Here is a 22,149-nt window from a genome sequence, read left to right on the forward strand (position 1 = left end):
AACACTTTTGCTATTCTACCTGTTTTCAAAGGGTAACTCCAAACTCCATGTGTTGCCGTCACTAACAATAGTCAGTTGGCCGCTGTCCCTGGTTCCAAACCAGGGCTTTTGAGTACGGGAGAGCCTTTCCAGTGTATAGCGGTGAGGAAAGTCATAGCCACTATGCTTACCGTAGCTGATAAGATAGACGTCAGCATTAACCGCCTGTAACAGAGGCCAGCTGGTCGATGTTTTGCTGCCATGATGTGGAATTAACAGAACATTGGAATTAGCTTCAGACAACTCATGTAAAGACTCCAGCAATAATTGCTCTGCCGTCATTTCAATGTCACCGGGCAGAAAAATACTGAAGCTTTTATAACTGATGCGTAGTACACATGAACGGTTATTTTTACTGAGCCGATTTGCATCCTGGTAAGCAGGTGTTGGCCACAGAACCTCCCATTGCATGCTATTCCATTCACCTGTATCACCGGCGCGACAAGGTTTATCACTGGCATCTCCGCGCCACTCTAACTGAGGATACCTTTGCATCAGAAAGTCTCTGCCGCCGTTATGATCTCTATCGCCATGGCTGATAAAAGCCAGCTCAGGGCGCAAACCATGGTAATTAAGGAAAGGTTCAATAACAGATTCTGCAACACTGAAACCGGAGTTAAACTCAATACCGGTATCAATTAGCATGGCTTTACCGTCTTTCTCTAGCACCACAGCCTGACTTTGGCCCACGTCCAGAACATGAAGACGCAGTTTCCCGTCCCGTTGATTAAAAAATAAAAAAGCAGCAACAGGCAAACACAGTAATAGACCTAACCGATGCCAGCCGCGGCTTACCGGCAACAGCATGGCCACAGTAAGTGCGAACAAAGCAGCAAACCGCGCAGCACGAGTTATCGGCCATTGGTTCAGTTCCAGCCAATTAGCCGGGTGCCCCGCTACAGCTTCCAATAGTGGGTTCAAATAGTTAACGGGAAATTCAGCCAATTGCCAGAAAAGGACAGCGAAACCAGAATCAAACAACGCCAAAACCGTTCCTATTAAAGCCAGTGGCAATAACCAAAAGCTGATAACAGGTAACACCAACAAATTGACGACGGGAGCAAAAAGCGAAAAACCACCAAATAATAAGAATGATAAAGGAGACATCACCACCAACAGCAGCCACTGAATTGACCAGAGGCTTTTTAGCGCGGAGAAACGACCACGACTTTTGCTCCAGCGCCAACTGGCAAGAAAAAGTGCGGCAACGGCAGTAACAGATAACCAAAAACCGGGATCCTGCCAGGCAAAAACATCAACCACTAATACCGCAGCCACCACTCGCAACAATAAACTTAGCGGATTTAATTTGAGATTTAACACAATATGCAGAAGAACCACCAGAAACATGGTTAAAGCTCTGACAGTCGATATTGAGAAATCTGCCAGGCCGGCATAACCAGTTACCACCATTGCCGCGAAGGCTAGCGACCACAGTCGGATGTTTAGCCGCTCTCTGGTTTGTAAGCTGATGGGAAAACAGTGAAAACAAAAACGAAAGAATAAAATAGCGGCGCCGGCAACCATCCCCAAATGCAAGCCGGAAATAGCCAGGCTATGAGCTAACCCCGTTTTTTGCCAAATTTCACGGGTGGCAGAGGTCAACAAGCTGCGTTCGCCAATCGTTAATGCAGCCAATATACCCGGTTCGGATAAGTCAGCTTGTTTAATGCCATCAAAAATTTTCTGCCGAAAACTGATTGAACGAGTCAGTTTTTCGCTGTCTTTAACTGTTCCTAAGGCATAAATATTATTGCGCAGTAAGTATTGCCGGTATCGAAAACTCCCCTGGTTGCGATAGTCAGTTGCCTGTTTCAACTTCACTTCCAGTTGCCAACGCTCACCAGCTTTCGGCACCTGTTTATGGTGGCTGTTATACCAATTCAGTTGAACCCGGGGTTGCTGCCAGAATGGCAAAATTTTACCAGCCAGAACTTCTACCCGGCCTGTCATACGTATATGAAAAGGGTAACGACGCGATATTTCATCTACAACAAGCGTTAGGTGAGTTTCCCGGTCAATCAACCGGTCAGGTACAGCGCGTAAATTTTGCCAATAAAGGTTGGCATTAGCCCATAAAATACCGCAAAATAACACCATCAGTAGTAGTACGATGGTTCGCTGTTTTACTTCCCTCTGTCTAAAATACAAAAAGGCATAAGCTATCGCCAAAAGTAGTAGAGCGATAGTTGAAACAATTAGCCAAAATTTAATGTCAGAGTGTAACGAGGCGGACAATATTCCGCCGGTAAAGACCAGTAACCAACGATCCATCGTTGCTCCTTCCCTGGGGCAGTAACCGGATAGGTAATAAACGTCACATTATGGCCAGACGCTTCATTAAACGCTTAATGCCTGATCATCAAAAAGTGCGCGAATCCAAAGCGATTCGCTTATTCGGCAGCCTTCTGCACGACGCAAACTTATGGCACTTAAACCGACGGTCAGCTTCAGGCGCATTTGCAGTCGGTCTATTCTGCGCTTTTATACCGGTTCCTTTTCAAATGTTATTAGCGGCAGCGTCGGCAATTCCTTTTCGCGTTAACCTGCCACTTTCGGTTGGGCTTGTCTGGGTTTCAAACCCTATTACTATGCCACCAATGTTCTATCTGTGCTATTTAGTCGGTAATGCCCTGCTGGCAGAGCCACCACAACCCTTTGCTTTTGAACTTAGCTGGGAGTGGTTAATGCACAGCATTTCGACCATCGGTCCGGCATTACTGCTTGGGTGTTTGATTCTTGGCACGTTATCCAGCTTTATTGGTTATATCGGTATTCGCTTACTTTGGCGCCAGTCTGTGGTCAAAGCCTGGCGCCGTCGCAACCCTTAAGGCAATTAAGTACTTTCGTGCAGGGCCTTGGCGGGTTCAACTTTGACCGCCCTCCAGGCTGGATAAATAGTGGCCAGCAAACTCATTAGCAATGCCACACTGGCCACTAGAATAACGTCTCCCCAAGCCCATTCGGAAGGCACCTCACCAACAAAGTAGATATCGTTGGAAAGCACTTTAAAGTGAAACCAGGATTCAAGTGTCAGCATAATATCGGGTAAAAACTGAGCCAGAAGTATTCCACAGGCACAACCAATAACCACCCCATAAAGACCATTCATTAACCCCTGCAACACAAAGGATTGCAGTAAGGACTTGTCTTTCATGCCCAGGGTTTTCAACATGGCAATTTGGCTGCGCTTCTTCGCTACCGTCATAATGAGCGTTGAAACAATATTAAAGCAGGCTACGGCCATAACCAGAATCAAAACCAGATACACTACCCAGCGCACCAGCTCAATATCACGATATAAATGGCCGTGACTTCGGGTCCAGTCATCCAGATAGACCAATTCAGGCAATTGGTTACCTATTTCCCGGGCAACCGCTGGAGCCGAAAAAACATCCTTTAACCGCAAGCGTACCGAACTGACATCACTAGCAAAACTCAATTCATTCTTAGCCGTTTCCAGAGAGACATAGGCATTTTGATAATCGATTTGCCCACCAAATTTAAACAATCCAGTGACTTCCAGTCGCACCCGTTCTGGAGAACGAAATCCTCGTTCAGACTTTTCCGGCGTTAACAAAGAAACGGAATCGCCAACGGCCAAGCCCAGCTTTTCGGCTAAGCCAGCCCCTAACAACAAGCCGCCCTTATGTTGCCAGCGTAGCCAGTCTTCGTTGCTTACATAGTCGGATAAAGCCGATACGTTTTGTTCCTGCTCTGCAGATATTCCCCGAACCTTAATACCATGAAAAGTTGACTGGGTCTGCACCATAACAGTGGAATTAATTCCAGGAGCCGCAGCTATAACTTCAGGGTGTTGCCGGGCGATTTTCGCAATCTCATGCCAGTCTTCCAATGCACCTTCTACCGCACTGTATTCAACCTGAGGAACAACAGCCAGTAGCCGCTCCTGTAGCACCTGATTAAAACCGTTCATCATCGACAACGCCGCAATTAAAACCGCACATCCGAGCGCTATACCAATAGTCGATGACGCCGATATAAAAGACAAAAAACCCTGCTTTGCGGTACCTTTACGAAAGCGGCGGGCAATTAACCAGGCAAGCTGCATTAGTCTTGCTCCTTACGCAAAATTCCATTTTTTAGAACTTCTACGCGCTGCAGCTGCTCGGCCAGTTGTAAGTCGTGAGTTACCACAATAAAAGCCGTGCCCATTTCCTGATTCAGTTCCAGCATTAACTGATAAATACTCTCAGCCGCTTCACCATCAAGGTTACCTGTCGGCTCATCAGCCAGCACAACCTGTGGTTTATTCACAAAAGCCCTGGCTATAGCAACCCGTTGACGTTCACCGCCGGAAAGCTGTGCCGGACGATGCGACAACCGGTGCTCTAACCCCACGCGTACTAAAAGCTGCTCAGCCTGCTGTTTAGCTTCCGCCGGGCTTTTACCGGCTATCAGTTGCGGCATGGCAACGTTTTCCAACGCTGAAAATTCCGGCAATAAATGATGAAACTGATACACAAAGCCAAGGTTCTGGTTACGCCACTGCGCCAACTTGTCGGCTTTCCAGGGCGTCATTTCCTGATCTTTATAAAACAATTGGCCAGATGAGGGTTTATCCAGTCCACCCAACAAATGCAGCAAGGTGCTTTTACCCGAGCCTGACGCTCCGACTACGGCAACCATTTCTCCGGCTTGCAGCGCAAAATCAATGTCTTTTAAAACGGTAACCTGGTCGCCCCCGTCCTGATAGGATTTACTCAATTCTTTGCAACGCAACAGCGCGTCAGTCATAGCGTAATGCCTCCGAGGGTTGAACATGTGCGGCTTGTGATGCGGGATATAGCGTTGCCACCAAAGTTAAGGCAATTGCAGCAACAGCGGTAATAATAACCTGAGACACATTAATGATAATTGGCAGGCCTTCATCTGATCCGGCAAAGATCTGTGCACCGAATAACGCCAGAATATCATTCAGGTAGCAACTCAACACCAGCCCCAGAATAACGCCAATTAGTGAGCCCAGCACGCCATTATAAAGCCCCTGCAATAAAAATACCGTGCGTATCCGTCCGTTAGATAAACCCAAAGTTTGTAATATGGCGATATCATGGCGTTTGTCGTTTATCACCATAATAAGAGCCGATAAAGTATTAAACGCCGCAACCGCAATGATTAGCGCCAGCATTAACCACATCATGCGTTTTTCCATGCCCACAGCTTCAAATAACTGGCCGTAATTTTGTCGCCAGTCGCTGGTCGTTAATTGCGTTTTATTGCGCAGGCTTTCTGCCACTTGGGGAGCTTTAAAGGCGTCATCTAAAAATAATTGCAACCCACTCACTTTTCCTTCAGGTAACCGAATTAAACGCGCCAGGTCACTGCCATGGGCAAAAACAACCGACTCGTCAACCTCAGAGCCCATAGCAAAGAACCCGGTAACAACAAAGCGGCGCTGCGAAGGAACCAGTCCAAAAGGCGTATAAACCCCGCCCTGCGCTGCGATAATTCGAATGCTATCACCAACGGTTATTCCTTGTTTCTGCGCCAGCCGCTGCCCTATCACCAAGTGATAATTTCCCGGCGTCAGACTGAGCCAGTCACCGACAACCATTTTATCTTTGAGTGAGAGAGGTACCTCGCCTGCATCCGGGTAAATGCCCTGTATATTGGCTACCGACATTTTTTCTGAAAACTGCAATATGCCCTGCGTTTGTACATACGGCATTGACCCTTTAATAGCTTCTAATTCAGGCAGTTGCTCTTGGGTTTTACGCCAGTCTGTCAGTTCCGTATTGCTGTCAGCATCGGTTAGCGTTACCTGAGGAACCGCGCCCAGAATGCGCTCTTTCAATTGGCCTTCAAAACCGTTCATAACCGACATGACAACCACCAGAGCCATAACCCCAAGGGCAATACCGGCAAAGGCAAAGCGGTTGATAAAGGCGGTAAACGCAGACCCCTGCCTTGCCCGACTATAACGCAAGCCAATAAACAGCACGACCGGCTGAAACATATACCCTCAATTATTTGATGGTTGCTAATTCATAACGAGCAAGGATAATGAGTTGTATTGAGCCTGACAACTAAAAGCCGACACAATGACGCAATCGCAGACATCAATGACATCACCAATCGGAGATTTCTTCACCGTAAGAGATCGCTTCCCGGTCAATTTAATTGCGCTGGAATCGGCTGACAGCATCCCTGACGAAGACGCGTTTATAGCTGAAATTCCGGAACTGTTCACTATTGCATCCAGCATGGCTGAAAGTGATCAGCAACAACTGCAAAGTATTAAAGTTGAACAGTCGTCGGGCAGCGCTCTGGTCGCTTTTCTAGAACAGCAGCACAAGCGTATGAACATATTACTGGGCTACATGCTCCGCAACGAAGATGACCCGGCTCATCGCTTTGAAGGTGTTGAATACGGTGGCGGCGGTATTCGCATACTAAATGACTCGCCATTAACCGAAGGTCAAACATTTCAGGCAAAACTGTTTTTTAAAGAAGAGGCTCTGGCAATTTATTGTTATCTGACAGCTGAAAAGTCAGAACCAGAGGAAAACGGTGAGACTTATCGTTGTACGCTGAGCTTTGCTCGAATTCGCGAGGAAGATCAGGAGTTGTTGATTCGGGCCAGTCTTCATGCCCAGAGCCGTCAGCTCAAAGAACGTTCAAAGCAACGCCGCGAAGAAAAACAAAACGACAACCTGTCATCCAAATCCTGATTGATTTCGGTATAATACCGACGTTTTTCCAAACCAGTTGAGTAGTCATGACTAAGGCATCTGTATTAAGACCCCCTTTTCCTCCGGCAGCAAACAAAGACCTTACCTGGCAGGAGTTGCATGGCAGCTCGCCGGCAATGGCGATAGCCAGGCTAATTGACGCCACGCCAGGGCGGGTTTTAATTGTCACCGCAGATGCTAACCAGGCACACCGGTTAGCACAGGAAGTGAAATACTTTGCCGGTGAACACACCGAATACCATGACGACATTACGCTGTTCCCCGACTGGGAAACTTTGCCCTACGACAGCTTTTCACCGCATCAGGACATTATTTCTGACCGACTCAGCGCGCTGGCACGCCTTCCCGATGCCAAGCGCGGGGCACTGATTGTCAGCATTAATACCCTGCTGCACCGCATTGCTCCAACCTCATTTGTGCAGGGGCAAGCGTTACAAATTGAAAAAGGCCAGCAGCTCGACAGTCTGAAGCTACGCCAGCAACTTGAAAATGCCGGTTACCGTCATGTTAATCAGGTAATGGAACATGGCGAGTTCAGCGCCCGCGGCTCTATCTTAGACTTATACCCTATGGGCAGTCAGACACCCTACCGGCTCGACTTTTTTGACGACGAAGTCGATACCATTCGGCCGTTTGACCCTGAGACTCAACTATCAAAAGACCCAATAGACGGCATTAATTTGCTGCCCGCACACGAGTTTCCACTGACAAAAACGGCGATTGAACGCTTTCGCGCAAATTACCGTGAGCACTTTGAGGCGAGCACTGAGCGTGAATCGGTGTATCAGCAAGTCAGTAAAGGCCAGTTACCTGGTGGTATAGAGTACTATCTGCCGTTATTTTTTGAAGAAACGGCCAGCTTGTTTGATTACCTTCCGGACGACACGGTATTGGTTACTTTCGGCAACATTCAGGCGAGCCTGGAACGATTGTGGCAGGATATTAATCACCGCTACGATCAACGTCAGTTTGACCCTTTACGGCCGTTACTGCACCCCAATGAGTTGTTTCTTCCGGTCGATAATATTCATGCCGGTTTCAAACAGTATCGCCGGGTGCGTGCCAATGTACCTGCAGAAATGGCCCAACCCGGTCCGACGCCATTTTTGACAGAGGCAGTAACGGAGATAGCAGCTGACCATCAGCAAAAGCAGCCCTTTGCCAAGTTAAAGGCGAAACTGGAACAGGCTTTGGCAAAGGGTGAAAAAGTTCTGCTCTCAGCCGAAAGCGCAGGCCGCCGCGAAGCCTTACGGGAAATTGTCAGCAAGCTTGGCTTTCAGGTAAGACTTTGCTCCGGACTGGATGAATGCCCAACCCAACAAATTGGGTTAATCATTAGCCCCATTATTAATTCATTTTATTTACCAGACGCCAAACTTTGGTTTATTACCGAAACCGAATTATTTGGTAACCGCGTGGTGCAAAGCCGTCGACGTCAGCAAAAAGCCACTGTCAGCGCCGATACGCTGATTCGCAATTTAGCAGAACTGCAAGCCGGTCAGCCGGTTGTTCACCTGGACCACGGGGTTGGTCGCTATCAGGGCCTGACGACACTGGATGCCGGGAATGTCACCACCGAATTTGTCACCATTGAATACGCTGGCGGTGCCAAGCTTTATGTTCCGGTCGCTAACCTTAACGTTTTAAGCCGCTACAGTGGCGGTGAAGAGAGCCATGCTCCATTAAACAAACTGGGTAACGACAGCTGGGACAAGGCCAAAAAACGAGCTGCGGAAAAAGTCCGTGATGTTGCCGCTGAACTGCTCGATATTTACGCACGCCGCGAAGCGAAGCCCGGCTACGCATTTAATATCAACGAAGAAGATTACCAGCGTTTTGCCGCCGGATTTCCGTTTGAAGAAACCATTGACCAGCAGGCTGCAATTGATGCGGTTAAGCAGGATATGCAACAACCCCGGGCTATGGACAGGCTGGTCTGCGGCGACGTTGGCTTTGGTAAAACCGAAGTGGCTATGCGTGCTGCCTTTATTGCGGTTAATGAAGGCAAGCAAGTCATGGTATTGGTTCCGACCACCCTGCTTGCCCAGCAACATTATGAAAACTTCAGTGACCGTTTTGCTGAGCAGGCTATTCGGGTTGAAGTGCTGTCGCGCTTTAAAACCGCCAAGCAGTCAAAAGGCATTCTTGAAGACTTATCCAACGGCAAAGTCGATATTGTTATTGGTACGCACAAGTTACTGCAAGACAATGTGAAGTGCCATGACTTAGGTCTGCTCATTGTCGACGAAGAACACCGCTTTGGTGTAAGACAAAAAGATACCATTAAACGCCTGCGCGCTGACGTAGATATTCTGACGCTAACAGCAACACCGATTCCGCGTACCCTTAATATGGCCATGAACAACATTCGTGACCTGTCAATTATAGCCACGCCACCAGCGAAGCGACTGGCAGTAAAAACCTTTGTCCGCGAATACGACGAGCCCACGGTTCGTGAAGCTATATTGCGTGAGATTCTGCGCGGTGGTCAGGTTTATTTCTTACACAACAATGTCGACACCATTGAAAAAACCGCAGCCGATATTGAAGCTCTGGTTCCGGAAGCGCGGGTTGTGGTTGCTCACGGACAAATGCGTGAACGTGATCTTGAACGCATTATGTCGGACTTTTACCATCAGCGCTTTAATGTACTGGTCTGTACCACCATTATTGAAACCGGTATCGACATACCCAGCGCCAACACCATTATTATGGATCGCGCCGATCATCTGGGGCTGGCGCAAATGCACCAGCTGCGAGGCCGGGTTGGACGCTCCCACCATCAGGCTTATGCCTATTTATTAACGCCGCACCCCAAACGCATGACCAAAGACGCACACAAACGACTTGAAGCTATCTCTCAGCTTGAAGACCTGGGTGCCGGCTTTATGCTTGCAACTCACGACCTGGAGATTCGTGGTGCCGGCGAGCTGCTGGGCGATGATCAGAGTGGTCAGATTGAAAGCATTGGCTTTACTTTATATATGGACATGCTGGAGCAAGCGGTTAAAGCTTTAAAAGAAGGCAAAGAACCCGCGCTTGCACAGCTGCTGCACGAACGTGCTGAAATTGACTTAAAACTGCCGGCACTTTTACCTGAAGCTTACATACCAGACGTCAATAATCGTTTAAGTTTGTATAAGCGAATAGCCAACTGCGAAACCAGCAAAGAGCTTGATGACCTGCAAGTTGAATTGATTGATCGTTTTGGCCTGTTACCGGACGCCGCGAAAAACCTGATTCGACAGACACAACTTCGCAATAATGCTGAACAGTTAGGTATACGCAAAATTGATATTGGTAATCAGGGCGGTATTATTGAATTTGCCGACGACACGAAAATTAACCCCGAGATAATTATTGGGTTAATTCAAAAAGCACCCAGCTATTATAAGCTGGACGGGCCAAACCGTTTACGTTTGAGTCAACCACTGGAAGATACTCAAAGCCGCTTAAAACTGGTAGAGTCTCTGCTAGACGAGTTTGCAGAGCAATCTCAGGCGGCGTAACACAGGAGTGAATAAATGGCGCTGGTACATCGGGGTGTAAAATCGGTACTGGGTTTAGCAACCGCATTAACGGCTTTAGTGTCTGTAAATGCTATGGCCCAAGCAAATAAAGATTATTGGCGATGGTTTGAAGTTGAAGTTCTGGTCTTCAAACAAACCGCTACCGATCAGTCCGGTGAAAACTTTTCTTTAACCATGCAGCCTATTGCGGTAAATAAAAGCCGGGATTTATTGACGCCTCACTACAGCCAACAAAACCGCTCTCTTCGCAGCGCTCTGCCTGTTTGCGAAGCATTCTCTGAACAAAACTGGCAAATTGATATTGCCTGTCGGTATGACAACGAAGACCAATGGGTACCCATTGCCGGTAACCCATTCGCACCGGAACATAGGCTATCTGAAATGGCCTCTACTGAGGTTGTTATTGATGGTCCTGGTGGCAACATAGAGCAAGCCTCTCAGCCGTTCCTGATGCCTGCGGACGCCCTCGAACTCTCTCCAATCAGAACCGAACTCGAGCGCAAAGGCCAGGCTAAATCGTTGTTGCATCTAGCCTGGAGACAACCAGTTTTTACCCGGGGTGTCGGTCGTAAAATGCGCTTATTTGGCGGCAAAAATTATGGTAACGACTTCTTCTATAATGGTTTTCCCAAAGAGCAGGAGCAACTCGATACACCGCTGTCCAGTGCAGGCCAGGAGCAGCGCATGGATAATATCCAACGCCTGTTCAGCGTTATTGAATCGGGCACTGCCCCTTTTATCAGCCCGGAAGATAATACCCCAGTTCGCCCGCCTCTGACGGCGGCCGGAAATCCTCAGCTTGCCTGGGAATTTGACGGCTTAATGCATATTTTTCTAGTCGGCAACTATCTGCATATTGACGGTGAGTTCAACTTACGCGAACAAGATGAAATCAAGCGTATTGCCAACGACTTAGAATCTCAGGCGACTTATGCTCTTAATGGCGCGAGTAAACAAACACCTTATTTACGTAGCTATTATTTTTCTCAGTTACGGCGCGTTATCAGTCACGAAACACATTACTTCGATCACCCTAAACTCGGGGTTGTCGTTCAAATTCGCCGTACTGACTTATCGGCTCCAAGATACTAATAAGTTACGAGGCAATTATGGAAAAGTACGAAGAACTGCTGCTGGCCTTAAGAAAAGTTATTCGCGCTATCGACTTATACTCTAAGCAGCTAAATAAGTATTCCGGATTAACCGCGCCTCAGTTATTAATTTTGCGTGAAATAAATGCTGCAAACGGTATAACCGCCAGTAAGGTTGCACAAAATATCAATCTAAGCCCGGCAACCGTCTCTAATGTCATCGAACGCCTTGAACATCGGCAGTTAATCCACAGGCACCGTAGTGAGCAGGATAAACGCCGTGTATCTCTTTATTTGACTGAACAGGGCCTTAATCTTCTGCAAAAGGCACCACAGCCATTGCAGGAAGATTTCATAGAAAAGTTTCAGGCACTGGATGAGTGGGAGCAGTCGCTGCTGCTCTCGTCAATGCAAAGAATTGCCAATATGATGGATGCGGAACGTCTCGACGCCGCGCCCGTACTTGAAGTTGGAAGCTACCACAAACTGGACCACTAACATGCACAAACGACTACTTAGCTTATTACCAGCTCTGCTTTTATCTGGAGCTGCAATTGCAGAAACCTGTGGGAGTGATAAAGAGATTATTCCTATTTCACAGGTGCAGGGAGACAATGAACAGTCTCCAAAGGTTGGTAAGCAAGTAACCGTCCGCGGTATTGTTACCGCAAGCTGGCAGCCGTCTGAACAACTTGGCGGCTTTTTTATTCACAGTTTGCCTGAGGATATGGATGAAAACTCTGCCACTTCAGAAGGTTTATTTATAGTTACCAATAAGCAGCATTCACAAGTTAATAACGGTGAATGGGTAAGAGTTACAGGTGAAGTTGAAGAGCGTTCGGAATTAACCTCGTTAATAGAGGTATCCAATATAACAACCTGTGGCGAAGCAAAAACACTTCCTGAAACAACTGAGTTGAAACTCCCGGTTGAGTCACTTGACGAGCTTGAAGCCTTAGAAGGCATGCCTGTCATTTTATTCGCGACTAAAGGCGAGAGCCTGACAGTTTCCGGCAATTACAATTACCCTCGCTACGGTTTTTTCGATATTTCTGCAGGGCGCTTATGGACGCCGACTCAAATCGTTATGCCGGGAAAAGATGCAAAACTTCAGGCACAGGAAAACGAATTGAACCGCTTGCAGGTTGATGACAACAGCAATGTTATCGAGCCACGTCCGCTGCCATTTTCTGAGCTTCAGCATGGTGAGCAAAGTAGCCTACGCTCGGGTTCAACCCTGAAAAGTTTCTCCGGTATTATCAGCCAGTTTAATAACCGTTACCGAATTCAGCCAACCGACGACTTAGAACTAGAAACACCGTCTGTGCAACCGCAACTGGCAGAGAAGCCAGATAATGCCTTGCGCATCGCCAGTTTCAATGTGCTGAATTTCTTTAATGGAAACGGCGCCGGACAAGGTTTCCCGACTCCCAGAGGAGCTGATACTCCTGAGCAAATGCAACGACAACAGAAAAAAATTGTTGCTGCACTAACGGCTATAGATGCTGATGTCATTGGCTTAATGGAAATTGAAAATGACGGATTTGGTGAGCGCAGCGCAATAATGCAACTGGTCAAGGCACTGGAGAAAGCATCAGGAAAAGATTACGCAATAGCTGAGCCGCGTGCAGAAAAAATTGGAACAGACCAAATTACTGTCGGTATTATTTATCAACCACAGCGTGTAAAACCAAGTTCTCACGCGATATTTACACGTCAGGGCCCTTTCTCCTGGGGAAGCCGCCCTCCTCTTGCGCAAAGCTTTATCGATGCCAACACCGATCAAGAATTCAGTGTTGTGGTAAACCACTTCAAGTCGAAGGGCAGTTGTCCGGAAGACTCTGAAAGCCCAAACAGTAACCAAAATGATGGCCAGGCCTGCTGGAATGACTTAAGACTTCAGTCCTCGCAAGAATTAACGCAATGGATTCAGAGCGAGTCTTTAGCAAACCCGGTATTACTGGGTGATTTTAATGCTTACTATCAGGAAGACCCGGTGCGTTATTTTGCGGACAATGGTTTTTATAACCCTTCAGGCGCAAAAGACTATTCTTACGTTTATGACAGTCAGGCTGGGGCTTTAGATCACGTTTTTGTTGCAGATTCACTTAAAGACGCGATTCAGGAAGTGTATCACCTACCCTTTAATGCTGACGAACCCCAGGTATATGATTACCGCGATGAGGCGTATTTTGCAGAAGGTCCTTTCCGCTCTTCTGACCATGACCCACTAGTACTGGACTTAGATTTTTCCGGCTCGGGCATGTAGGCATTATCGGTTCCTAAGTGAACCTCGAACTCGACACCAATTAACCACTGGCCGCTACGCTGCTCTGTCATAAGATTGCGAGGCCAGTGGTACCCAACCCAAGTTTCCACAAAAAACCAGTCCCGTAAGTATCGCTGACGATTAAGAAAGCGTAATCCATAATCCTGAACAGGCACCTCGTGGTCAGTATTGCCCTCTATCCAGGTCTCTGTCGCCCAGGCTTTTTCCTGCCCATACAAATGATATAAACGCGCAGTACTGTTCCAGCGAACACCGTCTGTTTCTTCTGCAAAAGTACCTTTAGAAGCCCACCTTAATAACCATGTATCAGTTAATGTGGCTTCATAATCCACTCTCTGCGCAACACCAAAGCCATCGCTGTCGCGCCAGAAAGCCGAAGACTGCATACGAATCTGCTGATTACCTGCAAAAACAAAACCGGTCATATAGCGGGCTCTTGCATAGGTATCAAACCGTAACCCACCACGGATACCTACACTGTAGGACACTCGGTGCGCTTCGTTAATTTCAGGATCAAAACCTAAACCCACTAACCACTCTTCGTCTGACCTTGGAGAGCGAATAACTGAGGGACGACCGGTAGAGTCATCATCCAGAAACTCATTTTCATCAACCCGGCCAATGAAAGCTGAAACGTTTTCTTTTAGCTTAGGTAAGGTTACCCGGGCTCTGAATCGCGACTTAACTTCAAAACCATCGTACTGGTCCCATTGCGGCGCAACCGAAAGCCGCCCATAAGAGCGTTCATATTGATTAATGCTTTCATCTCCGAACAAGCCGTCAAACCAGCGCGCGGTTGCGTCTACCGAGGTTCCAAGCCCGCTGCGGAAACTGTCCAGCCACATATCATCTTCTTCATCAGCCTGTTGAGCTGCTGTAGCTGACTGGCAACCAAGACTAAAAATAAAAGCTAGCCAAGTAATCTTTTTCATATTGAACGGTCTATAACTAAACACCACCTTTGGTTGGAGAACACTATGTCGTTTCGCCTTATAATTGTTATTGTCGGTTTGTTAGTATCTTGTTTCAGCATGGCACAGAATAGCGAGCCAACAAAGCAAAAAAATGAAAAAGTCGCGACTTTTGCCGGCGGCTGTTTCTGGTGTGTTGAAGAAGCCTTCGAGAAGATGCCTGGCGTCCGGGAAGTCATTTCGGGATACAGCGGCGGCGATGAAGCTAATCCAACCTATGAGCAGGTTTCAGCAGGCAGAACCGGGCATACGGAAGCAGCCCAGATATACTACAACCCCGATGTCGTAAGCTACGCAGCATTACTTCAGAAGTTATGGCGTATCAGTGACCCGACCGACAACGACGGACAGTTTGTTGACCGCGGTAAACAGTATCGCCCCGCGGTTTTTTATCACAATGATGAACAAAAGCGCATAGCTATGGAGTCGCGCGAGTGGCTGGATAAAAATGGCCCCTTCCCTGACCCGGTGGTTATTGAAATAACACCCTTTAAGAGCTTCTACAAAGCGGAAGAATACCACCAGGACTATTACGACAAGAACCCCGTTCGCTACCGTATTTATACCTACAACTCGGGACGTTATGACTTCGTTGAAAAGCATTGGGGCGATACCTCGGACGTTGACTATCAGCAATTTACGAATGACAACCCGACAGGTGAATCTGGGCAGCAAAGCTTTGTTAAACCCAGCGACAGTGAACTGAAACAACGCCTAACGGATATTCAGTATGCGGTGACTCAGGAAGACCAAACGGAACCCGCCTTTGATAACCGCTACTGGGACAATGAGCGCGATGGCATCTATGTGGATGTAGTAAGCGGTGAACCGCTTTTTTCTTCAGCAGATAAATACGAGTCAGGCACCGGCTGGCCAAGCTTTACCAAACCCATAAGCCCTGATGCGGTAGTAGAAAAAGATGACAGCAGTTGGTTCTACACCCGCACTGAAATTCGCAGCCGCAAAGCGGACTCTCATGTAGGCCATGTCTTTAAGGATGGCCCTCAGCCTACCGGTTTAAGGTATTGCATGAACTCGGCGGCGCTGCGCTTTATTCCTTTAGAAGAAATGGAGGAAGAAGGTTACGGTGACTACATTCCTGCAGTCACCGGTGATTAGCTAAAATAATCAGGCTGTCCAGCCAAGCGCAGTAGCACGCTGCTGAGCCTGTGCGGGCACATCAGTTGCCACGAAATGGTGATGCAGCACCTGAACACCCAGCATGTGGTTGATGACCGCATCAAGCTGTACACGTTCCTCGTTAGGAACATTCTCATCCTGATGCCGTTCAAAGGTCCGCACTACTTCGTCGTAATCAAGCAAACCGGCTGACTTCACTGCATCGGCATTGAGAAACTGCTCCGCCAGCTTCTCAACAGCTTTCCATTTCTCCGGGTCGGTGTGCGCCGGCGGTGCCATAAAAGCGAACTTTTCACGTTTATACAACGTCTCAGGCAACAAACCTTTCATGGCTTCACGCAACACATATTTTTCTTTATTGCCTTTAATACGCAGGTGCGGCGGCACAGTGAAAGCGTATTCCGCCAAGTGGTGATCTAAAAATGCCGGGCGCGCCTCCATTGAATTAGCCATATCCACCCGGTCGCCGCCCCAGGTCAGAATTTGCCCCTCAAGCATGGTTTTAATCCAGACATACTGAGCTCTGTCCAGCGGGTGCCGACCATCCAGCATGTCTTTATCAAGCGTGTTGGCAATAGCCAGGCTGGGGTCATAGCCTTCAACCTGTTTTCGCTTGTTCTCCGACATAAGCGGCAGCGCAACCGATGAGCACGACAACCACGGCTGCACACAGCTTGGAGTGAAGCCCATTTTCTGGTTAAAAGCTTCGCTGACAAACTCTTCGCGAGCCAACATAGCGCCTTTAAAGAGTTTATTGTTTTTCTCCAACAGCTCCTGCCATTCAACCCGCTCTACTTCCGGTAAATGGTCGAGTCCATGCAGGAACATGTCTTTTCTAAAAGCCGGGTAACCGGCAAAGAGCTCATCGGAACCCTCACCTGTCATCACAACTTTATAACCCGCCTCGTGTACTTCTTTACTCATTAAGTACTTGGCTACACCCAGAGTGTTGTATATTGTTCGCTCGGTATGCCATAAGGTTTTCACAAAATGGTCATAGAGGTCATCGGCTTTCAGCCGCATAATATGGTGATCAGCCTGAGTGGCTTCAGCCATTTCTTCGGCGATAGGTGTCTCATCGTAGTCGGCAGAATCAAAACCTATGGTAAAGGCTTTTACCGAAGTCTGGGTTGAGGCGGATGCAAGTCCCAGAATGGCACATGAATCAATACCACCGGACAAATAGCAACCGACAGGTACGTCAGCTGTCATTCGGTGCTGAACGGCTTCCAGTAGCTTAGCGCGAACCCCTTCAATATAAGATTCTTCGTCAACATCGGCGCCCGGATAGCTCTCTTCCGGCGGAAAATCGACATCCCAGTACTTATGTTCTGTTGCAACCACTTTGCCATTTTTACGCTGCAACTTAACCACATAACCCGGCTGAACCTGATTAATCCCTTCAAAAGCCGTAGAGCCCGGCACCATCACTTGAATCAGTTGGTGGTATAAGCCCTCTGCCGAAAACTCCCGTTTAACGTCCGGGTGAGCAAACAACACTTTCAGCTCAGAGCCAAACACCACACCGTGCTCGGTTTCCGTCCAGTATAAAGGCTTAATTCCAAATCTGTCGCGCACCAGGTAAAGGCTTTCGTCTTCGGCATCGAAAAGGCCGAAAGCAAACTCTCCACGAAGCTCCTTTAGGGTGTCCTCCAGTCCGTAACGCTCAAACAGGTGAAGAACAATTTCAGAGTCGCTTTTACTGTTAAACCGTGCGCCACGAGCGGTTAAATCCGCACGTATGCGTTTAAAGTCGTAAAACTCACCGTTATGGGTCAGCATCAGTCTTTTATCGGCTGATATAAAAGGTTGCCGACCTCGCTTTTCATCCAGGTCGATAATGGATAAACGGGCGTGACTAAATCCAACGCCATAGTCTTGTTGTACTTCATAACCAAACCCGTCGGGGCCACGATGATGCATTATCGCAGCCATATTCACTAAGATTTGGGGTTCAATCGCTCTTTCCGTTTGATGATGAAAAACGCCAGCAATTCCGCACATTCTTTGCTTTTCCTCGTATCAGACGACATCAATGACGCGTTCAGCTCGCTGTACCATACAGGTCAGTAGCGCCATACGTAAAAACACCGCACCCCGTGCCTGGCTGAAATACCAGTTATGAGGCGTATGGTCGAGATCGGCGGATAATTCTTCACCGCGCGCTAAAGGGTGTAAAATAATAGCGCTGTCTTTTAGCGGAGACTGCGCCGTTAAGTGAAACTCACTGCCATAAGTACTAAAGGTATCACCTTCCCACGAAATCGCGTTGATATAAACCACGTCGAGCTCTGGTAGTACCTGCTCTAAATCCCGGGTCGTACGAATCTTTATTCCGGCTTGCTCAATCTGTTCTCGTTGCTCACTTCCAAACAGCTGAGTCGACGATTCCTCGTCATGAATAATGACAATTTCATCAATTGCTTTTGGAAACTTTACTAAACATTTAATAAAGCTACGCACGGTGCGCATTTTATTTGGCACACCAATAATGCCAATTTTTATCGGCGCTTTATCGGCCTCGTCCGTGACTAAATCGGGACGCCATTTAAACAGTGCATACATGTCCGTAAGCGCCTGAGTCGGGTGTTCATCTGAACCATTACCCGCATTAATAATGGGAATGCGCAGCGAATCGATCATCTCTTCCAGTGAGGTTTCATTATTGTCCCTCAACACCACGCAATCACCATAGTTATTAAACATTTCAGCCACATCGGCTAAACGTTCGCCTTTGGCTATGCCGGTAGTAGAACGATCCGTAATTGACATAATATCGCCGCCCAGACGGTGCCAGGCACTTTCAAAGGACAAACGAGTACGAGTACTTGGCTCGTAAAATGCGCTGATTAAAATTTTGCCCTGTAATGAGGTACTAAAACGACGAGGATTAGCCTCGTACTTTGCAGCAAGCCGGAACAGTTGCAGCATGCCCAGCTGCGAAAACTGATCAGCAGACACTACATGCTGATTCGACAAGTTCAGCAAGTAATCACCATCTTCCTGAATTGCTTTTAATAACGCCTTTGGATGAGCATCGCCGCAAACATCGGGGCGCTCTCGTTCAAAGGAGACATCCTTTATAGTCATACAATTACCATATGGTTTTAGAAATAAAATCTTTAATAAAAAGCCCCAGTAACAAAACCGGAGCTAAGCAAGTCATTATTAGCGCCAGAGAAATTAACCACTCAAAAGCCAGTTCACTGATCAGCATTTGGCTGCTCCTTCTCATTTAGCCCGTCCCAGTCAAACTCTTCGCGACTGCGTAAAATGCCTATTAGACATATTAGACCGGAAACCGCACATGACACCAAAGCAGCGACATAGAAGCCGACAACAAAATAACTCAGCATACCAAACGCCGTACCGAACGCCATAGCGCACGCCGCGTATGTTCCTGTCAGCCGACGATGATACAGCCCCAGTACTATTGGCCAGATGGTGCTGGCAACAAAAGCTCCGGCAAAATTCAATAAAGCACCTAAGGTTGCAACGCGCGGCAGGCACAATAACCAGGTAACGATTCCTAAGCCTAGGATACAACTGCGATTAAAGCGCATTAATGTTTTGTCGCTGGCTTTAGGTTTCAGTTTTTTATGGAAAATATCCTGTGTGACTAAATCTGAAGTCGCTGCCAGTAGCGAGTCCAGGCTGGACGCCAACGCAGAAAAAATAACAATAAAAACAATAATGGCTCCGGCTTTACCTAATACAGCAGCGGCAACGGTAGGACCAATCATATCGGGGCTTGGCGGGAAAATTCCCAGCTGGGGTGCTGCTAACGCAATGAACCCGGTAACAATAGGAATGGGCAACCACAATAAGCCACCAGTTAAATACGCCTTGTAGGCCACATTCTTTTTAAAAGACAAAGCCCGTGACCACCAGACGTTCGAGTGAAAGATTTCCCCAAGGCCGAAAAAGATATTATTAAACAGAAACATGACGGCAGCCGGAAATAACATATCCAAAAGCTGAGGATGCTCACTTGTCAGGTTGCTGTGGATGCTCTCCAGGCCAACATTATCAATTATCCAGTACGCGATAAAACTGACACCGACAATGATAATTAAAGCCTGAATAAAGTCGGTGGCAATAACCGCCCGCATTCCGCCAAAGAGTGTATAGCCGACACAAATTATCAGTATGGTGGTCATGCCAATGTGATAATCGAGTCCACTGAGTGACTCAAGCAAAATACCACCGGCCATACCCAGACTAATTAACCAGCCAAAAGCATAAACCACAGAAATGATGATAAAGACAAGCCAGGCCAGATTACCATAACGCAAACGCACAAAGTCGCCCGATGTATAACCGTTAGGAAGCAGTTCCTTAATGCGTTTAGCCATAGGTGCAAACAGCACTAAGCCCAGAGCAGCAAAGGAATACCCTATCATGCCCCAAATGCCGAATTGATAGGTTAACTGCGGAGCTACCAGCGTGGTGTTACTGGTCACCCAGGTTGCCATAGCTGTTGCCGCGGCAAAAGCAAAACCAACATTTCGGCCTGCCAGAGCAAAGTCCTCGTGGCTGCGGTTCTTCCGCCCCAGCCAATAACCAAAGGCTACCCAGAACACCCCAAACAGGACGATAATCGTGATGCCGGTACTCGTATCCAGTGCGAACTCAGTCATGGCGCTCTTGTCTGGAGTGAATCCATTGCCGATGAAGCAGCAATAAGGTGGCTACCAGAGTAATGAAAATAACCAGGCCGACGAAGAATAAGGTCAGAGATTGCCAGAGCGGATAGTGCTCCACAGTTATCTCAATAGTATTGCTGGTATAGATTTGGTTATCAGGACCTTCGGCTCGAGCGCGCACATAGTAAGTGCCGTTGCTAAAACCGGTAAGTGAAATATCCTGGAAGTCACCTAGCGTAGGAAACTGACGAGTACTCTTGGCAAACTCTGAATTGCTGGCAACTTCAATAGTAACTCTGTTAAGCTCGTCAAAATTCGGAGCACTGACAGAAACGGTGAAGTAACCTTCTTTTACAACAGAGTCCGGCCCGCTCAGTTTTAACGAGCTCGCATGCGCGGTTGTTGGCAACATTACCAACAAACATAAAGCAAACAAAATATAGCAATAGTTAAAGCCGTTTTTCTGCGTTGTCATTAAAACTTCTGCTCATCAGCATTAGTTGAAATCTCAGGCTAGCAGCAGAATTTTTTAATTTCAACTGTTTAAAATAGTCATCTGTTTACTGTTATAGCCCGTAATCAGTTCAACATATTATTTACGTTTAGTGGTCAGTCATTCAATGCAAAAGTATTTATGCAGTCTTGGTTCAAACATTGAGCCTGAAACACATTTTCCTCAGGCACAAGTGGCCCTTAAAGCTTTATCCGGCGATATACGCTTTTCACGAAACATACCGACTTCACCCGTCGATATGGACACGAACAACGACTTTCTGAACGCTTTATTTATTATTCGTACACCTATGTCTGCGGATGAGCTAAAGCAAGAATTTAATGCTATTGAAGAAGCTATGGGCCGCGACCGTTCAGATCCGCAAAGAAGCTTTAAAGATCGCACCATAGATATTGATATCCTGGGCCGGCTTGAAGAGAAGCCTCCGGTACCGGAATATTTAACCTCTTTATTACCAGATTTAGGACTCACCTCATGAAAAAAACAGCAGTTATTACAGGCGCCGGACGACGTTTTGGTTTTGAACTGGCCAAAGCCTTGCTGACTGAGGGGTACCAATTATTTGCTCACTACAATAGCTCTCGTGACGGTATTGACGAGCTGGAAGCACTAGGTGCTCAGGGCGTACAAGCAGATTTCACCAACATAGACAGTATTCAGGCCATGGTTCGTACTATTAGCAGTGCTACGGAAACTGTCGATCTATTGGTTAACAACGCGTCCTGTTTTTTCGACAACGAGACCGTTGATAACGACAACAACGCATTAGCTGCGGTATTCCAGGTACACGGAATGGCGCCATACCTGCTCATAAGCGGTCTGCAACGGCAATTAAGCCATTCAGAGAATGGTCTGGTTATTAATATTACAGACATATACGCTGACCGCCCGTCTACCGATTATATTGCTTATTGCGCAGCAAAAGCCGGACTCGCCAACATGACCCAGGCTTTTGCTAAAAGCTTAGCGCCGTCAGTAAGAGTCAACGCCATTCAGCCAGGTCCTATTCTATTTTTACCAGAGCACGATAAAGAACATCGTATGCAGGTTCTGGATGAGACACCGTTGCGGGTTGAAGGGGGGTTAGAGCCCATGATAGAAACCGTTCGCTTTTTACGTGACAACCCATTTATTACGGGCGAATCCATTAAAGTCGACGGCGGTCGTGGCTTGATGATATAAAAAAACCCGGCGCAATGGCCGGGTTTTAAT

At 47.5% G+C, this 22,149-nt stretch carries 19 protein-coding genes; 9 read left to right on the forward strand and 10 right to left on the reverse strand.

Features of this window, described 5'->3' with window-relative positions; translation table 11 throughout:
• Positions 1-15 precede the first annotated feature (15 nt).
• Positions 16-2,313 (reverse strand): DNA internalization-related competence protein ComEC/Rec2, encoded by a 2,298-nt coding sequence (locus B2U97_RS12360; RefSeq protein WP_286822949.1) that lies wholly within the window; start codon positions 2,311-2,313, stop codon positions 16-18.
• A gap of 50 nt (positions 2,314-2,363) precedes the next feature.
• Here B2U97_RS12360 and B2U97_RS12365 point away from each other — a divergent pair, with 50 nt between their 5' ends.
• Entirely contained in the window at positions 2,364-2,870 is a 507-nt protein-coding gene (locus tag B2U97_RS12365) for a DUF2062 domain-containing protein (protein ID WP_286822950.1), read from the forward strand.
• Positions 2,871-2,875: 5 nt separating this feature from the next.
• Here B2U97_RS12365 and B2U97_RS12370 read toward each other — a convergent pair whose 3' ends face one another.
• From B2U97_RS12370 to B2U97_RS12380, 3 genes are read right to left on the reverse strand one after another with little or no spacing between them, the layout of a single operon-like run.
• On the reverse strand, positions 2,876-4,111 hold the full coding sequence (locus B2U97_RS12370) for a lipoprotein-releasing ABC transporter permease subunit (RefSeq protein ID WP_286822951.1): 1,236 nt from the start codon (positions 4,109-4,111) through the stop codon (positions 2,876-2,878).
• Positions 4,111-4,797, reverse strand: coding sequence for a lipoprotein-releasing ABC transporter ATP-binding protein LolD (gene lolD, locus B2U97_RS12375; RefSeq protein WP_286822952.1), 687 nt, complete (start codon positions 4,795-4,797; stop codon positions 4,111-4,113). Before lolD ends, B2U97_RS12370 begins: the two co-directional genes overlap by 1 nt.
• Complete coding sequence (locus B2U97_RS12380) at positions 4,790-6,019, reverse strand: lipoprotein-releasing ABC transporter permease subunit (RefSeq protein ID WP_286822953.1); 1,230 nt, start codon at positions 6,017-6,019, stop codon at positions 4,790-4,792. Before B2U97_RS12380 ends, lolD begins: the two co-directional genes overlap by 8 nt.
• Positions 6,020-6,125: 106 nt before the next feature.
• Here B2U97_RS12380 and B2U97_RS12385 point away from each other — a divergent pair, with 106 nt between their 5' ends.
• From B2U97_RS12385 to B2U97_RS12405, 5 genes are read left to right on the forward strand one after another with little or no spacing between them, the layout of a single operon-like run.
• Positions 6,126-6,734 carry a PilZ domain-containing protein gene (locus B2U97_RS12385; RefSeq protein WP_243734846.1) on the forward strand — a complete coding sequence of 203 codons (609 nt, stop codon included), beginning with the start codon at positions 6,126-6,128 and terminating at the stop codon, positions 6,732-6,734.
• Positions 6,735-6,781: 47 nt separating this feature from the next.
• The gene (gene mfd / locus B2U97_RS12390) at positions 6,782-10,264 is read left to right on the forward strand and encodes a transcription-repair coupling factor (RefSeq protein WP_286822954.1); all 3,483 of its coding nucleotides are present in this window, start codon (positions 6,782-6,784) and stop codon (positions 10,262-10,264) included.
• A gap of 15 nt (positions 10,265-10,279) precedes the next feature.
• Complete coding sequence (locus B2U97_RS12395; RefSeq protein WP_110013291.1) at positions 10,280-11,377, forward strand: peptidoglycan binding protein CsiV; 1,098 nt, start codon at positions 10,280-10,282, stop codon at positions 11,375-11,377.
• A 17-nt stretch (positions 11,378-11,394) separates the two neighbouring features.
• Positions 11,395-11,874 (forward strand): MarR family winged helix-turn-helix transcriptional regulator, encoded by a 480-nt coding sequence (locus B2U97_RS12400; RefSeq protein ID WP_110013292.1) that lies wholly within the window; start codon positions 11,395-11,397, stop codon positions 11,872-11,874.
• A gap of 1 nt (position 11,875) precedes the next feature.
• Positions 11,876-13,645, forward strand: a complete 1,770-nt coding sequence (locus B2U97_RS12405) for an ExeM/NucH family extracellular endonuclease (protein ID WP_110013293.1) — start codon at positions 11,876-11,878, stop codon at positions 13,643-13,645.
• Here B2U97_RS12405 and B2U97_RS12410 read toward each other — a convergent pair.
• Positions 13,549-14,598 carry a hypothetical protein gene (locus B2U97_RS12410; protein ID WP_286822955.1) on the reverse strand — a complete coding sequence of 350 codons (1,050 nt, stop codon included), beginning with the start codon at positions 14,596-14,598 and terminating at the stop codon, positions 13,549-13,551. The genes B2U97_RS12405 and B2U97_RS12410 overlap by 97 nt on opposite strands.
• Positions 14,599-14,697: 99 nt before the next feature.
• Between B2U97_RS12410 and msrB the strand changes: the two genes are divergently transcribed.
• The gene (gene msrB / locus B2U97_RS12415) at positions 14,698-15,756 is read left to right on the forward strand and encodes a peptide-methionine (R)-S-oxide reductase MsrB (RefSeq protein ID WP_348664258.1); all 1,059 of its coding nucleotides are present in this window, start codon (positions 14,698-14,700) and stop codon (positions 15,754-15,756) included.
• A 9-nt stretch (positions 15,757-15,765) separates the two neighbouring features.
• Here msrB and asnB read toward each other — a convergent pair whose 3' ends face one another.
• Genes asnB through B2U97_RS12440 form a run of 5 tightly spaced genes read right to left on the reverse strand, consistent with a single transcriptional unit; the run spans position 15,766 to position 20,898 of the window.
• Complete coding sequence (gene asnB / locus B2U97_RS12420) at positions 15,766-17,781, reverse strand: asparagine synthase (glutamine-hydrolyzing) (protein ID WP_286822957.1); 2,016 nt, start codon at positions 17,779-17,781, stop codon at positions 15,766-15,768.
• A gap of 18 nt (positions 17,782-17,799) precedes the next feature.
• Positions 17,800-18,867, reverse strand: coding sequence for an aspartate/ornithine carbamoyltransferase family protein (locus tag B2U97_RS12425; RefSeq protein WP_011234770.1), 1,068 nt, complete (start codon positions 18,865-18,867; stop codon positions 17,800-17,802).
• 4 nt (positions 18,868-18,871) lie between these two features.
• Positions 18,872-18,994 carry a hypothetical protein gene (locus B2U97_RS12430; protein ID WP_255801631.1) on the reverse strand — a complete coding sequence of 41 codons (123 nt, stop codon included), beginning with the start codon at positions 18,992-18,994 and terminating at the stop codon, positions 18,872-18,874.
• Positions 18,981-20,417 carry a sodium:solute symporter family protein gene (locus tag B2U97_RS12435; RefSeq protein WP_286822958.1) on the reverse strand — a complete coding sequence of 479 codons (1,437 nt, stop codon included), beginning with the start codon at positions 20,415-20,417 and terminating at the stop codon, positions 18,981-18,983. Before B2U97_RS12435 ends, B2U97_RS12430 begins: the two co-directional genes overlap by 14 nt.
• The gene (locus B2U97_RS12440) at positions 20,410-20,898 is read right to left on the reverse strand and encodes a hypothetical protein (protein ID WP_286822959.1); all 489 of its coding nucleotides are present in this window, start codon (positions 20,896-20,898) and stop codon (positions 20,410-20,412) included. The genes B2U97_RS12435 and B2U97_RS12440 overlap by 8 nt, the downstream gene beginning before the upstream one ends.
• 145 nt (positions 20,899-21,043) lie before the next feature.
• On the opposite strand from B2U97_RS12440, the gene folK reads away from it, so the two are divergent.
• Together folK and B2U97_RS12450 are read left to right on the forward strand one after the other, a co-directional pair.
• A complete protein-coding gene (gene folK / locus B2U97_RS12445; RefSeq protein ID WP_286822960.1) occupies positions 21,044-21,415 on the forward strand; it encodes a 2-amino-4-hydroxy-6-hydroxymethyldihydropteridine diphosphokinase in 372 nt (123 codons plus the stop codon).
• Positions 21,412-22,119 carry an SDR family NAD(P)-dependent oxidoreductase gene (locus tag B2U97_RS12450; protein ID WP_286822961.1) on the forward strand — a complete coding sequence of 236 codons (708 nt, stop codon included), beginning with the start codon at positions 21,412-21,414 and terminating at the stop codon, positions 22,117-22,119. Before folK ends, B2U97_RS12450 begins: the two co-directional genes overlap by 4 nt.
• Positions 22,120-22,149 lie beyond the last annotated feature (30 nt).

Source organism: Idiomarina sp. UBA3176 (assembly GCF_002364295.1).
GTDB lineage: Bacteria > Pseudomonadota > Gammaproteobacteria > Enterobacterales > Alteromonadaceae > Idiomarina > Idiomarina loihiensis.